This is a genomic window from Ideonella lacteola, assembly GCF_038066555.1.
Lineage (GTDB): Bacteria > Pseudomonadota > Gammaproteobacteria > Burkholderiales > Burkholderiaceae_C > Ideonella > Ideonella lacteola.
The window spans coordinates 59568-73506 of sequence record NZ_JBBUTG010000008.1; the positions used below are offsets into that span (position 1 = coordinate 59568).

General features: G+C 67.2%; 14 protein-coding genes. 13 read left to right on the forward strand and 1 reads right to left on the reverse strand.

Translation table 11 applies throughout. The annotated features are described in order from the left end of the window. The first annotated feature begins 76 nt into the window (after positions 1-76). The 5 genes from AACH06_RS14615 (at position 77) to AACH06_RS14635 (ending at position 3130) form a co-directional block, all read left to right on the forward strand. Entirely contained in the window at positions 77-697 is a 621-nt protein-coding gene (locus tag AACH06_RS14615) for a hypothetical protein (RefSeq protein ID WP_341426468.1), read from the forward strand. 662 nt (positions 698-1359) lie between these two features. Further along, positions 1360-1566: a hypothetical protein gene (locus AACH06_RS14620; RefSeq protein WP_341426469.1), complete on the forward strand. Its 207-nt coding sequence runs from the start codon at positions 1360-1362 to the stop codon at positions 1564-1566. Between the two features lie 47 nt (positions 1567-1613). Further along, positions 1614-1781 (forward strand): hypothetical protein, encoded by a 168-nt coding sequence (locus AACH06_RS14625; RefSeq protein ID WP_341426470.1) that lies wholly within the window; start codon positions 1614-1616, stop codon positions 1779-1781. Between the two features lie 57 nt (positions 1782-1838). Continuing rightward, positions 1839-2117, forward strand: a complete 279-nt coding sequence (locus AACH06_RS14630) for a hypothetical protein (protein WP_341426471.1) — start codon at positions 1839-1841, stop codon at positions 2115-2117. A 161-nt stretch (positions 2118-2278) separates the two neighbouring features. Then, complete coding sequence (locus AACH06_RS14635; protein WP_341426472.1) at positions 2279-3130, forward strand: HDOD domain-containing protein; 852 nt, start codon at positions 2279-2281, stop codon at positions 3128-3130. Positions 3131-3641: 511 nt separating this feature from the next. Here AACH06_RS14635 and AACH06_RS14640 read toward each other — a convergent pair. Continuing rightward, a complete protein-coding gene (locus AACH06_RS14640) occupies positions 3642-4562 on the reverse strand; it encodes an esterase/lipase family protein (protein WP_341426473.1) in 921 nt (306 codons plus the stop codon). A gap of 145 nt (positions 4563-4707) precedes the next feature. Here AACH06_RS14640 and AACH06_RS14645 point away from each other — a divergent pair, with 145 nt between their 5' ends. From AACH06_RS14645 to AACH06_RS14680, 8 genes are all read left to right on the forward strand, one after another. Further along, positions 4708-5445, forward strand: a complete 738-nt coding sequence (locus AACH06_RS14645; protein ID WP_341426474.1) for a DUF8198 family protein — start codon at positions 4708-4710, stop codon at positions 5443-5445. A gap of 62 nt (positions 5446-5507) precedes the next feature. After that, entirely contained in the window at positions 5508-7238 is a 1731-nt protein-coding gene (locus tag AACH06_RS14650) for a long-chain-fatty-acid--CoA ligase (RefSeq protein ID WP_341426475.1), read from the forward strand. After that, positions 7235-8191 carry an MBL fold metallo-hydrolase gene (locus AACH06_RS14655; RefSeq protein ID WP_341426476.1) on the forward strand — a complete coding sequence of 319 codons (957 nt, stop codon included), beginning with the start codon at positions 7235-7237 and terminating at the stop codon, positions 8189-8191. Before AACH06_RS14650 ends, AACH06_RS14655 begins: the two co-directional genes overlap by 4 nt. 30 nt (positions 8192-8221) lie before the next feature. Further along, entirely contained in the window at positions 8222-9394 is a 1173-nt protein-coding gene (locus tag AACH06_RS14660) for a hypothetical protein (RefSeq protein WP_341426477.1), read from the forward strand. Further along, on the forward strand, positions 9391-10827 hold the full coding sequence (locus AACH06_RS14665; RefSeq protein ID WP_341426478.1) for a cytochrome P450: 1437 nt from the start codon (positions 9391-9393) through the stop codon (positions 10825-10827). The genes AACH06_RS14660 and AACH06_RS14665 overlap by 4 nt, the downstream gene beginning before the upstream one ends. Next, a complete protein-coding gene (locus AACH06_RS14670) occupies positions 10824-11171 on the forward strand; it encodes a hypothetical protein (RefSeq protein ID WP_341426479.1) in 348 nt (115 codons plus the stop codon). The genes AACH06_RS14665 and AACH06_RS14670 overlap by 4 nt, the downstream gene beginning before the upstream one ends. Continuing rightward, complete coding sequence (locus AACH06_RS14675; RefSeq protein WP_341426480.1) at positions 11171-12424, forward strand: hypothetical protein; 1254 nt, start codon at positions 11171-11173, stop codon at positions 12422-12424. The genes AACH06_RS14670 and AACH06_RS14675 overlap by 1 nt, the downstream gene beginning before the upstream one ends. An 8-nt stretch (positions 12425-12432) precedes the next feature. After that, positions 12433-13704: a glycosyltransferase gene (locus tag AACH06_RS14680; RefSeq protein ID WP_341426481.1), complete on the forward strand. Its 1272-nt coding sequence runs from the start codon at positions 12433-12435 to the stop codon at positions 13702-13704. Positions 13705-13939 lie beyond the last annotated feature (235 nt).

A 13939-nucleotide genomic window follows, 5' to 3' on the forward strand; every position in this document is an offset into this window, starting at 1 on the left:
CACGGTAGCCGCACTGACGACAAAGTCAACGGCAATGCGGCCAGCAGAAAGGCAACGCGGCTTTATCATTGAGGCCATGGATTTCTCCCGCGACGTGGCGGCGATCCGGCTGGACAACGCGTTGCTGTTGTTTGACGAGTTCGTTCGCAGCACCGTCAAACACGCCGATGCCGCGACCTTGCGCGGACTGGAACGGCGATTCGCCGAACGCCTGCAGATTCAACCCAGCTACTGGAGCCAGATCAAAGGCCGTTCGCGCCAGATCGGCGAGCGGCTCGCGCGCCAGTTCGAGCAGTGCTGCCAGAAGCCCTACGGCTGGATGGACCAGCCGCAAGGCGGTGGCCGGGCGGCGCTGGGCGCAGCTTCGCCCGAGGCGCCTTCTGACTCACCGTTGCCCCAGGACGACGACGAGCGCTTCATCGTCGGCCTGGTGCTCACCTACTACCGCCGCCACCCGCAACGCGCCCGCACTCGGCTGCTGGACCTGCTCGGCGAAGTGCTGATGCCTGGCACCGCGGCCGGGCCTGCAATGCAGCCGCCTCAGGCTGCACCGCCGGCACCGCGCACGCCGCCGGCCCCATTGGCGCCGGGCGTTTTCCGGCCGCCCAAGCCATCGCCCGCCGCCCCGGCGCCCGATGACATGCACGCGCTTTGGCTGAAGAGCCAATCCGGCGTCGCACCTCTGAAAAAGCGCTGAGCCGGTCGCAGCCGCGCCCGGCTGCCGCCCGCCGCCCTTTGATGTCGGTGCCGACATCGGGCGGCGCCCTGCTGTTCGGCTGTTCTCCCAGCCGTCGGCACCGGTTCCACCGTTCGCCTCTTGCTCTTGTGGGCAAGACACCGCGACCTGCGGGCCACCACGATTCTCGTGTCGACGCCCCGCCCGTGTCGCCGCATCCACACAAAGGTGGATATCTGGTGATAAAAAGTGCTTGCGCAAGATAATCAATCGTTTATCATTTGACCCAGCTCAGGGAAACACGGTGGCCGCCTCGCACGAGGCGAGCCTCACCGACACACCCCAGCCCACCGCCCCGGCCTTCCAGGCCGGCCCTGCCACCCACCAGGACGACCATGCTGATGCTGCTGAACCCGCGCGCGATTTCCGCCGCCCAAGCCGCCTTCGTGCCGGCAGGTGTGGCAGGAGTCACCACCTTGTCGACCCACCGACGTCAACGCTTGCGCTGAAGCCCGCCTTCAGCGGTCGCTTCAGACGCACGGCCCGGGTCGGTTCACCACCCGGGCCGTTTGCATTGGCCCACCCTCGCCGCGGCGAGGGGCCGCGCCACCCTTCGCGCACCCACCAGCCCCGTTCAGGCGGTGCACGCGGAGACACAAGACATAAGAAGAGAGAGAAGACCCATGCACAACACGATGCTTGTTTCGCAGGTGGCCCACAGCGCCTGGCACGCCTGGGTGCTGTGCCGAGCCCTGATGGCCGACCTGCGGGCCGCTCGCCACACGCCGAACGCCGAGGCGGTCTCGGCAGAAGTGGGGTTGCCGGCAGGCGGCCTGACAGAGCCCCGCGCCGAGACCCGTGAATGCGCCGATCTGCACGACGGCGCCTGAGCCACCCCAGCCCCCTCGACCCAACCGATCACCCCCAGGAGCCCTTCATGAAAGTGACCATCACCTCCGCCAAGCCCCGCAATCCACTGGTCGCCCCGGCGCGACTGCGCCTGGCCGGCCGTCATGACAGCCAGGACAAGGCGCATCGCCAGCGAGGTCGCAACGAGCTACGCCGAGAGCTGAAGCTCGCCGACCACGACCGACACAGTCCCTGAATACATCCCGTACCCGGCTCTGCCCGATTGGCGGAGCCCCGCTCTGGAGCCCCCGCCATGCATCGCCCGCTCTACGTTCCCCATGTCGCCCATGGTTCCGCGCCCTGGCGCCCCGCCGAGGCCGCACACCCGGCACGCCGCCTTGCGGCGCGTCACTTGCGCCGCGCCGGCGTCTGGCTCGCCTGGATGGCGCGCCAACTTGCATCGCCCGCCGCCCGGGCCGCCGAAGCCAGCCCCTTGCCTGAAGTCGAGTTCAGCGCAGAGGCCGGCGCACCGGAAGGCGCGTTGTTCATCAACGGCGAATACGTTGGCCGCATCGACGTGTCGCGCTTGTGATGTGGCTTTGATGAGCCACAGACGCGCCACCTGATCGGTCAGGCGCCAGAAGGCGGCCCTCACTGCGAGGGCCGCCTTCTTCCTCAACTTCGCTGCGGCGCGGCCGATATGCCGAGAACCGGAGCCCCTCAGGATGTCCCTGCAGGCTCGGATCCTGGCCCATGAATGCCCCTGACGCTTCGCTGTTGACGACCCGCGACTTCCCTCAAGACCAGGAGGGATGGGTGCGCTTCTTCCAGCAAGCCGAGATCCCGGTCCTGGCCACCACCGCAGGCGCGCTGGAAGAGTTGCGCGAAAACGAGGACGCGGTCGATGCGCGCATGTTGGCCGAGATCATCTCGGCGGACCCGCTGATGACACTGAAGCTGCTGGCCTACACCTCGGGCATGAAGCAGAGCGCGCGGCGACAGACCGATGTCGAAACTGCGACCGAGGCGCTGGTGCTGATTGGCATCACCCCGTTCTTCCGCGCATTCGGCCCACAGCCCACCGTCGAGGAGCACCTTCGCGAGCAGCCCGATGCGATGCAGGGGTTACGCAAGGTGATCGACCGCGCCCATCGCGCCGCCCGTTTTGCGCTGAGCTTCGCCGTCCATCGTTTTGACCACGACGCGCCGGTCATTTATGAAGCCGCGCTGCTGCACGATTTCACCGAGATGCTGCTGTGGCTGCATGCGCCGCAATTGGCACTCGAGATCTCGGCGCGCCAGAAGGCGGACCCGACGCTGCGAAGCCTGTCGGTGCAGCGCACGCTGCTGGGGGTGCCGCTCACCGACATCCAGCATGCGCTGATGCTCGCGTGGCGCCTGCCGGAACTGCTGGTGCGCATCACCGACGATCGCCAAGAAGGCGCGACGCAGGTTCGCAATGTCATGCTGGCGATACGGCTGGCCCGGCACACCTCTCAAGCATGGTCCAACCCCGCCGTTCCGGACGACGTGCGCGACATCGCGCAACTGTTGAACCTGGGCCTGGAGCCAACGCTCGCGCTGCTGCACGAGATCGACGGCTGAGCACGGTCGACCGGCCGTACCCGGCGCCTCGATTGATCCCCCAAGGGGGTGATGGCAACGGCACCTTTCGGCGATGACACTGCCGGTCTCCCGTCGCAAGACTCCTTCACACCGCAGGCCGGCAATGACTCCAGACATGTCTCGTCGCTACGCTTTGGCGCTGTTCCTGGCCCTTTCCGTGGCCGTGGGTGTGGGGCTGTTGTCGTTGCCCGCGTTCGACCCCACGCTGCCACTTCGCCCCTGGCTGGGCACCTGGGCCAGCGGCTGTGTGTTGGCCACCGCCGCGTTCATCGGCGGGCACCTCACGCTGCGGCAGCTCGGGCGCGCCCACCCGGCCTGGTCGCTGCGCCTTCCGCGCGCAGTGATGTGGCTGGCGTGGGGCCTGGCGCAATCCACCTGGTTGCTGGGGCTGCTACAAGGTCAGACCGCCGATGGCCGCGCCTTGCTGTGGTTGGCCCTGTCACCACTGTGGCTGGCCGCGTCGGGACTGTGGGGCCGCAGCGGCCCCGGCTCAGAAACCGTCAGCCGGCCCCGCCCGACCCAGGGCCTGCCACAGCGCGGCGATGGCGGCGGGGTGATTGATCATGTCGATGTGCGCCGTCCCCTCGACGTGCAGCTTCCCGGCACCAGCCAGCAGCGCATTCGAGGCCGGGAAGACGATGTTGTCGCCATGGCCGTAGAGGCAGAAGAACCGTTCGCGGCGTGAAGCCGGCTCGCGGGCGGCCAGTGCTTGCAGCCAGGCACTGCCGGGCCTCATCTCGCGGGTGTTCTGCCCCAGTTGCGACAACTTGGCCAGCCAGGTGCCATGGTGAGGCGAGCCCACCGTGATCACGCGTCGAACGCGATCGTCTGCGGCGTAGCGATCCATCCAGGCCCGCGCCGCCAGACCGCCCATGCTGTGCGCCACGAGCACCGGCCGTTCGCCCGTCGCCGCCTCGACCCGCGCCACCGCCGCCTCGATCAACGGCGGGTAGTCGTCGATCGAGCCGAAGACCGGCTCAAGGTTCACCGCTACGAATGGCACACCCGCTTGCCGCAGCCGGGTCAGCCAGGGCGTCCACAGGCCGCGGTTGCACACGAAGCCGTGCACCAGCACCACGCCGGCCCGCCCTCGGGCATCGACCGGGATGAAGTCCGGCTCCGCCTGCGAGGCAAAAGGCTGGCGCCAGCCGAACACCTGCGGTGCGCACCGCACCTCGCCCCACCAGGCGCGCCACCAAAGCGCCCAGGAGGCACGCGGCGCCGGGTCGTGTCGGTTGTGCCAGTGCATGAGCGCAAAGGTCACCAACAGCCAGAAGGCATGCGCGCACACCACCAGCAGCACGGCAACGACCGACCATCCCGGGCAACCCGCCCGCCACGGCAGCACCGCCGCAGCCACGAGCGCCGCCAGCCAGCCGAGAACCAGCATCTGTTGCAATCGAGCGAGCATGGTCAGTGGTGCCTGCGAAAAGACATCCCGCAAGTGTCACACCCTGCCACCGGGGCGATGCCGGCGAGGATTAGAGCCGCACCTCCAGGCGGCCGTTGACCCGCCTCAGCCGCGGCCCGGCGCGCCTGGGATAGGCTTGCGCTCTATGGTCAACCCCGCCAGCCAGGCCTTGGCCGCCAGCATCCTGACCCATCTGCAACAGGTGGAAGCCGAACGCGCCGCCCGCAACGCCGATGCCGATCTGTCGGCGCGGGTGACGGCGGTGAAGGCCTACCAGCGTGAGCGCTTTTCGCGCACACATGCCGACCTTCTCGCCCACCCGAGGTATGCCGCGGCGGCCCGATTCTTTCTGGACGACCTGTATGGCCCTCACGACTTCGCGGAACGCGACGCCCAGTTCGCCCGCATCGTGCCTGCTCTGGTGCGGCTGTTTCCGCACGAAGTGGTCGCCACGGTGGATTCGCTCGCCGAACTGCATGCCTTGTCCGAATCGTTGGACAGCGCGATGGCGAAGCAGCTGGACTCGCCAGGCGTTGATGCGCTGGCGTATCGGCGCGCCTGGCAGGCGGTCGGGCGCCCATCAGACCGCCAGCGGCAAGTCGACCTGGTGATGGCGCTGGGCGGGCAACTCGACCGCTACACCCGCAATCGCCTGCTGCGACACAGCCTCAAATTGATGCGAGGCCCGGCTCGAGCGGCCGGACTGGCGTCGCTTCAGACGTTTTTGGAGCGTGGCTTCGACACCTTCAGCGCCATGCAGGGGTCGACCGAGTTCATGGCGTTGATCGAGCGGCGAGAACTGGAGCTGATTCGAGCACTGTTTGACACGGCGGTTGTCACCCCGGCGACAAGCGAGCCGCCGGCGTTGGGACAACTACCGTAGCCGCGCAGCCTGGCCGCCAGCAGCATGAAGCGCCCCGATCGGAACTGACCACTGGACCCACTGTGACCGACTCTGCCCAGGCCACCTCACCCGCCCCTACCGCCGTCCGCCGTCCTTGGCTGGCCCAGTACCCCGCGGGGGTTCCGGCGAAAGTCGACGTCTCACGCTACAACTCGGTGGTCGAGTTGCTCGAGGACGCCTGGCGCCGGTACGCCAGCCGGGATGCGGCTTGCTGCATGGGCAGTCGGCTGCGTTTCCGCGAGGTGGATGAACTGTCGTACACCCTGGCCGCCTGGCTGCAACATCAGGGGCTGCAGCACGGCGACCGCGTCGCGGTGATGATGCCCAACCTGCCGCAGTACATGGTGGCCATCGGCGCCATCCTGCGCGCAGGCGGTGTGGTCGTGAATGTGAACCCGCTCTACACCGCCCGCGAGCTGGCCCACCAGCTCAAGGACAGCGGGGCTCGAGCCATCATCGTGCTGGAGAACTTCGCCCACACACTGGAGGAGGCCATCACCGACACGCAGGTGAGCCATGTGGTGCTGGCATCCATGGGTGATCTGCTGGGGTTCTGGAAGGGGCAGTTCATCAATTTCGCCGTGAGGCACTTGAAGAAGATGGTGCCCGAGTACAGCCTGCCGCTCGGCGAAGGTCGTACCGTCACCCGCTTCAACATGGCCATCGCCGAGGGCTCGCGGCTCAAGCTCAAGCCGGTGACGATCCGGCCCGACGATGTCGCCTTCCTGCAGTACACCGGCGGCACGACCGGCGTCTCCAAGGGGGCCACGCTGCTGCACCGCAATGTGGTCGCGAACATCCTGCAGTCGGAAGCCTGGTTCGGACCGATGCTGGAGAAGCTGGGGGACAAGCCGCTCACGGGCGTGTGCGCCCTGCCGCTGTACCACATCTTCGCGCTGACCATCTGCTACCTGATGGGCGCCCGTCTGGGCATCATGAATGTTCTGGTGCCGAATCCGCGCGACATCCCGGGCCTGATCCACACGCTGAGCGAGCATCGCATCAACATGTTCCCGGCGGTGAACACGCTGCTGAATGCGCTGGCGAACCACCCGGATTTCGCTCGGCTGGATTTCTCTGAACTGGTGGTCACCAACAGCGGCGGCATGGCCGTGCAGCAGGCCACCGCCGAGAAGTGGCTCAAGATCACCGGCTGTCCGGTGGTCGAGGGCTATGGGCTGTCCGAAACGTCACCGGTGGCCACGAGCAATCGCCTGGATGTGGCCGAGTTCAGCGGCACCATCGGCATGCCGATCCCGTCGACCGATCTCGCGATCCGTGACGACGACGGCCACGATCTGCCCTATGGCACGCCCGGCGAGATCTGCATCCGAGGCCCTCAGGTGATGGCCGGCTACTGGAACCGGCCAGAGGAGACGGCGAAGGCGATCGGCCCGGACGGCTACTTCAAGACCGGTGACGTGGGCATCATGGACGAGCGCGGCTATGTGCGCATCGTGGACCGCAAGAAGGACATGATCCTGGTGTCCGGCTTCAACGTGTACCCCACCGAGATCGAACAGGTGGTGAGCCTGCACCCGGGCGTGCTGGAATGTGCCGCGATCGGCATCCCCGATGCGCGCTCGGGCGAAGCCGTGAAGCTGTATGTGGTGAAGAAGGATGCGACGCTCACGGAAGACGATGTGGCGTCGTGGTGTCAAAAGAACTTCACCGCCTACAAACGGCCCAAGATCATCGAGTTTCGCGACGAGCTGCCCAAGTCGCCGGTGGGCAAGGTGTTGCGGCGAGAGCTGCGCAGCGCGCACGGATGAGCCACGCGCACGCAGCCATCCTGCGCCAGCTGGGCGCCCAGGTTCTCCAGCGCGACTGGCTCTCGGCCAACAACATCGTCTTCGCGGCGGCGGGATCGACCCCCGCCACCATCGTCGACACCGGCTACGCCCGGCACGCCGACATGACGCTCGCGCTCGTCGATCAGGCGCTGGCTGGCGCGCCGCTGGAACGCATCGTCAACACGCACCTGCACTCCGATCATTGCGGCGGCAATGGGGCTCTGCAGGCCCACTACCAGGTGCGCACCTATGTGCCAGCGCCATCTCTGGCTGCGGTGCGGGCTTGGGACGAAGCGCGACTGAGCTACCGCCCCACCGGCCAGTGGTGCCCCCGTTTCCTGGCGGACGCTGCCATCGGGCATGGCAGCGTGTGGCCGCTGGGTCATGCCACGTGGCAGGTGGCGGCAGCCCCCGGGCACGACCCCGACGCGGTACTGCTGTTCGAGCCCGAAACGCGCACGCTCATCTCCGGGGACGCGCTGTGGGAAGACCGCCTGGCGATCATCTTCCCAGAGCTGGCCGGCGAAGACGGCTTCGGCCCGGCTCGCCGCACCCTCGACCTGATCGAGACCCTCGCGCCCCGCTGCGTGATTCCTGGTCATGGCGATGTGTTCGGCGACGTTGAGGCTGCGTTGGCGGCAAGCCGGGCACGGCTGGATGGATTCGAGAGGGCCCCATCGCGCCATGCCCGCCACGCGGCGCGGGCGCTGGTGATGTTCCACATGCTGGAGCACACGCGGCGCGACCGGGCCGAGCTGGAGGCGTGGCTGCCGCAGACGCCCATCTTTCAGCGCTGCGCCCGCCTGAGCGACGCCACCCTCGCACCCACCAGCTGGGCGCGGGAGTTGGTGGCCCAGTTGGTGGGAGACGGCTTGCTGCGCGACGATGCCGGGGCGCTGAGCTTGGCTCCGCCGGCCGGCCCGTCACCCTGACCGGCCACCCGGCCACGCGACAATGGCGCCATGCCTTTGCACCGGCACGTGTTCTTCATTGCGGGCTTCGACCCGAAAAGCCCGCGCTATTACCACCGGCTCTACCGCGAGCTGGCCGCGCATCGCCCCCCCGGCGCCGAGGGCACAGAGCATGGCCCGGTGCAGGTCGGCGAGCGCCGCCGCCTGAACGACTGGGCCGACGAGTGGGAAGTGCATTGGCCCCAAGCGGGCGCTGCGCCGCTGCGCACGCGCTACACGCTGCTGCGCTGGGATGACATCGTCCGCGCGCATTGGGAGCGGACCGCCGCCAACGTGTGGCGCGACCACTGGAACTTCTATGTCGATGGCGCCCGACAGGGCTTCTTCGGGCGAGCGTGGCGGGCATCCCGCCTGAATTGGTTCTTCATCGTGTTCCCGCTTTGCCTGGCGTTGCTGCTGGCGGGCTGCTGGGCAGTCGCCGCGTGGCTCTTGTGCGCGATCGTCGCGGTGCCAACGCCAGTGGGTTCCGTGGCGGTAGGGGTGGCCTCGGCCCTCGCGGGCTGGTGGACCTGGCGACGCCTGTCTCACCGCACCGGCACCGACTGGCTGATGCGTTTGTATGGCTTCTCGCACGCCCAAGCCGCGGGCCGTGTCGCGACACTCGATGTGCGCGTGGACGCGATGGCATCGATGATGGCCGAGGCGATGCGGACAAACGCCCCGGCACAAGAGGTGCTGGTGGTAGGCCACAGCACCGGCGCCACGCTGGCAGCCAGCGCGTTGTCGCGGGCACTCGCTCTCTCACCTTCGCCCGGCCCACAGGGCCCGGCGCTGGGCTTGCTGACGCTCGGGCACTGCACGCCACTCGTCTACTACTTTGCAACAGCCCGGATTTTGCGTAACGAGTTGGACGCACTGACCGACCACCCGGACCTGACGTGGGTGGACTACACCGCACCGGCCGATTGGGCAGGATGCGGCCAGATCGACCCGTGGCATCGGCCCGGCCGGGCCAGGCTGCAGCGCCTGTCGCCGCGGTTTCCGAAGATCCTGACAGCTGGTCACTATCAGTCGCTCAAACGCAATCGGCTGGCCCTTCACATGCAGTACTTGAAGCCATCGGACCACGCGGGCCGCTACGATCTGCTGGCCTTCACCGCCGGCCCTGGCACGCTGCGCGGTCGCCACCCGCCCGCCCCGGCCGCTTCTCCTCATTCTTCATGAGCTCCCCGGAACGCTTCTGTCCCCACTACCCGGCGCCGCAAGCCGAGCGCCCGTCGGCGTGGCGCATGTTCTTCAGCAAGCGGCGTTCGTGGCTCGACAGCCTGTACGCGCGCAGCTACCGCATGAAGATGGGCGAGGTGCACCTGCCCGGTGTCGACCTCTACATGATCAACGAGCCGGCGCTGGTCCGGCGGGTGATGGTGGAAGAGGCGGCGGCGTTTCCGAAGCACGCCATGCTCGGGGACGCCCTGCGGCCGCTGCTGGGTGACAGCATCTTCACGACCAATGGCGAGGTGTGGCAGCGACAGCGCGCGCTGATGGATCCCTCTTTCGAGGCCGCGCGGATCCGGCACGTTTTCGGGCGCATGCGCGAGGCGGCGGCGGCGATGGCCGAGCGTCTGCGGCAGGTGCCCCAAGGGGCCGAGCACGATGTCGAGATCGAGATGACGCACGTCGCGGCGGACATCATCTTGCGCACCATTCTTTCGCAGCCGCTGGACAGCAGCGGCGCGCAGCAGATCTTTGCAGCCTTCGAGCGCTACCAGGCGCTGGCGCCTCGGCTGATGATGCCGGCCTTCTTCGGTTTGCGTTGGCTGCGGCCTTGGTGGCAGGTTCGGCGGAGTCGCAAGGCAGCGAGCGAGATACGTACTTTGCTCTCGGCGCTGATTCGGCCTCGATTCGACGCCGCACGCGCCGGGCAGGCCACGGTTGAAGGTGACATCCTGGCGACGCTGCTGCAGGTGCGTGACGCCCAGTCGGGCGAGGGCTTCTCGTTCGATGAGTTGGTCGATCAGGTGGCGATGCTGTTCCTGGCCGGGCACGAGACCTCGGCCAGTGCCTTGTCGTGGGCGCTGCATCTGCTCGCCAACAGCCCGTCCGTGCAGGAGAGGCTCCACGACGAGGCGGCAACGCTGTTCGACCCCGCGGGGGATGATCCAAGCGCCATCAAGGACCTGGCGCTCGCGCGCAATGTGTTTCGTGAGGCCTTGCGACTTTTTCCCCCGGTCGGCTTTCTGGCGCGCGAGTCGGCCGGGGCCTGCACCATGCGCGACAAGCAGGTGCCGGCACACGCTTCGGTCGTGATTTCACCTTGGTTGATCCAACGCCATCGGGAGCTGTGGGCCCGGCCGGACGAGTTCGATCCCGACCGCTACGACGTACCGCCTGAGGCGGCCTCCGGCGACGATGCGGCGCTGCCCGTCCGCGAGTCCTTGCGCCGGGCCTATCTGCCATTCGGAATGGGCCCGCGGGTGTGCATCGGGGCAGCCTTTGCGCAGCAGGAGGCCGCACTCATTCTGGCCACGCTGGCACGCGAGTTCCGCTTCGAACCGGTGGCGGGACATGTGCCAGAGCCCGTCGGCCGCCTGACGATTCGCGCCGAAAATGGCATACGGCTGCGCGTGTATCGGCGCGAGGGTGATGCAAGACGATGAAGGAACGGCTGGCGGGCTTTCTGCTGATGACGGCGATTGTGCCCATGGCGATCGCGGGCTATCTGATGCTGGTGCTGATTGGCATCGGCGGCCCCACGGCGCGTGGGCGCGCAGGTGTGCGAGCGCTGGATCACTTCGTGAACGCCACGCTGTTCAACGGTTACGCCTGGGAGTCGGTTTCATCGCATGCGTGGCGCGCCCGCGATGAGCGGCGCTGGGCCCGGTTCATCATCTGGATCACCGACCGGTTTCAACCGGGCCACTGCCGGCGCGCGAACAAGCGCGAGCAGCCCGTCGTCGATCTGGTGCTGGCCAAGGGCCTGAACAAGCAGACCATCTTCTGATGGATGCGGACGCGCCTCAGCCGCAGCACGACGGGGCCAGGCAACGCCCGGTTCGACGGCGGCATGTGCTCTATCTCAGCGGGTTCGACCCGCAAGGCCCTGCGCACTATCACGCGCTGTATGCCGCTGAGGCCGCGCAGCAGGCCCGGGCGAGCGGCTATCTGGTGAGCGTTGGCAAACGCTATCGGCTCGGCACCAACGCAGCCTGGGATGTGCATTGGACGAGCAGCGGTGAGTCGGTGGAGACCTGCTATGAGTTCTTGCGCTGGGACGACATCGTGCGTGCACATTGGCCGCGGGGACAGGGGCGCCTGCTTCGGGTGACGTTGGCCACGACCGCTCGCCTGATCTGGAACGGCTCGCTGTGGCGTATCTGGCAAACCAGCTGGCCCGCCTTTCTTGCGCTCGCCATGCCCGCCGCGTTGGTCGCCTCGGGAGGCGCGGTGTTGGTCGGGTTGATCACCCTCTTCTCCGCGTCAGTGATCGGCGCTGTCGGCGGGTGGGGCGCCATCACCGCGCTCGCGCTCGCCTGGCCGTTGGCGCATTTGGCGTCGGTCGCCCAGCGCAAGGTGCAGATGGCCTGGCTGATGCGCAGCGCCAGCGTGGTGATCCAACAGGCTCGGGGCCGTATGCCGGCGTTGGAGCTGCGGCTGGACGCCTTCGCGCAGCGACTGTTGGACGTCTGCCGGATGACGTCGGTTGACGAGGTCCTGGTGATTGGACACAGCTCCGGGGCCATGCTGGCCGCGAGCGTGGTGGCACGTGCGCTGAGGCGTGATCCGAGTCTGGCCCACACGAGTTCGAAGCTGTCCATGTTGACGCTGGGGGAGTGCATCCCTCTGCTGAGCTATCAGCCGGAAGCGCATGGGTTTCGTGACGAACTCGCCGTCCTGCGCTCACACCTCGGGTTGAACTGGGTGGACGTGACTGCACCGCCGGACGGATGTTGCTTTGCGCTGGTAGACCCGACCGAGGTGGTCGAAGACGGCCTGCCCGAATCACAGCGGCGTCCCGGCGGCCCGAAGCGGGTGTCGCCTCGGTTTGCGCAGTGCTTCTCGCCCGAAACCTATGTCAAGGTCCGGCGCGACAAGTACCGCTGCCATTTCCAGTATCTGATGGCCGTCGAGCGTCCTGGGACCTACGACTTTTTCCTGCTCAGCGCGGGTCCGCAGACCTTGCAGGAGAAGTTCGCTCATCAGCCGCCGGTGCTTCGCTTCGATGACTTCCGGTGCTTCGGGGGGCCACGCCGTTGAGGTTTGCCGTGGTCACGCTCGGCAGCGCCGGCGATCTCCATCCCTTCCTCGCCGTGGCTCGTGAGCTGGTGCGCCGGGGCCATGAGGTCCGGCTGCTGTCGCAGGCGCCCTATGAAGATCAAGTTCGGGCAGAAGGCGTGCCGTTCGTCCCTGTGGTGGACGAGGCCGCCCACACCCGGACGCTGAACCACCCGTTGCTTTGGCACCCTCTTCACGGCTTCGGGGTGCTGTGGAGGCACTTGGCCGTCCCAGGGATCGAGCCCACTTGTGAGTGGCTGGGGAAGTGGGCACAAGAGGCGCCAGATCGAATCACCGTGTTCGCGTCGCCGCTCGCCGCCGGGGCCCGATTCGCACGAGACCGTTGGCCCGAGCAAATCCGATTGCTGTCGGGGTACACCGCACCGATGGGGCTTCGCAGTATCGAGGACCCGATGTTCCTCGGCTCGTGGCGCGTCCCCCGCTGGGTGCCGCCCGTGACTCGTCATGCCCTGTGGTCGCTGTTGGACCACTGGAAGCTGGAGCCGCTGGGTCGCGGCACCTTGGCGCGATGGCAACGCCACTGGAATACCCCGCCTCTGCGCAGCCCGATCTTTGGAGACTGGCTTCACTCCCCCGACGGTGGCGTGGCGCTTTATCCCCGGAGTTTCGCCGGCGTCCCAGCGTCATGGAAAGCAAGAGGCGTCGTTCAGGCGGGCTTTCCGCTCTACCAGCCTCAACAATCTGCAAACCTGGAACCTCAAACGAAGGACTTCCTTCGGCAGCATCCGCGCGTGGTCGTGGTCTATCCGGGGTCAGCCGCCGGCACCGAAGAACGATTTCGGGATCTCGTTCTGCCGGTTTGCCGCGACCTCGCGTTGCCGTGCGTCTTCGTCGGCGCACACCTGAAGTCCGCGCCGGCTGCGACGTCCATGGGAGGTCAGCGAGACGACGTCCTTTTCCTGGCGCGCGCGCCGATGCGGCAGCTTCTCCGTCACGCGTCGCACTTTGTTCATCACGGGGGCATCGGAAGCGTCGCGCTGGGACTTGCTGCGGGCGTTCGCCAACTGGTTCTAGCGTCAGCCTACGATCAGTTCGAGAACGCCGTCCGCGTCGAGGCCGTGGGAGGCGGCGAAGGCTATGCCCTGAATCGGGCAAGTCATAAACGGGTCCGTCTCTCGCTAGAGAATCTCGCCACAGCGCAACGGCCGTTGCTGCGCGAATCGGATCCCCTGATTCACGCCGATGCCGGCGAGCGGGCGGTCCGGCAAATCTGCGAAGCTCTCGAAGCTGCGCGGAACTGATCGTTGAACTGAAACAGCCCTTTCAGTTCTCTTCGAAATGCTGGGATGGGGCTCACAGTCAAATACCCGAGAGCCACGCCCAGCTATAGCAAAGCTCGTTCGTGAACCGCCAAAGTATCGTAAGCAGCCGGGGAACACATATTGACCGAGGCGGAGCGTTCGGTCAGATAGCTGGCACCCAGTGGTGCGGCAGCAGTTCGCCGATGTTGCAGGCCCGTTGCGTAGGCAGCCTCTG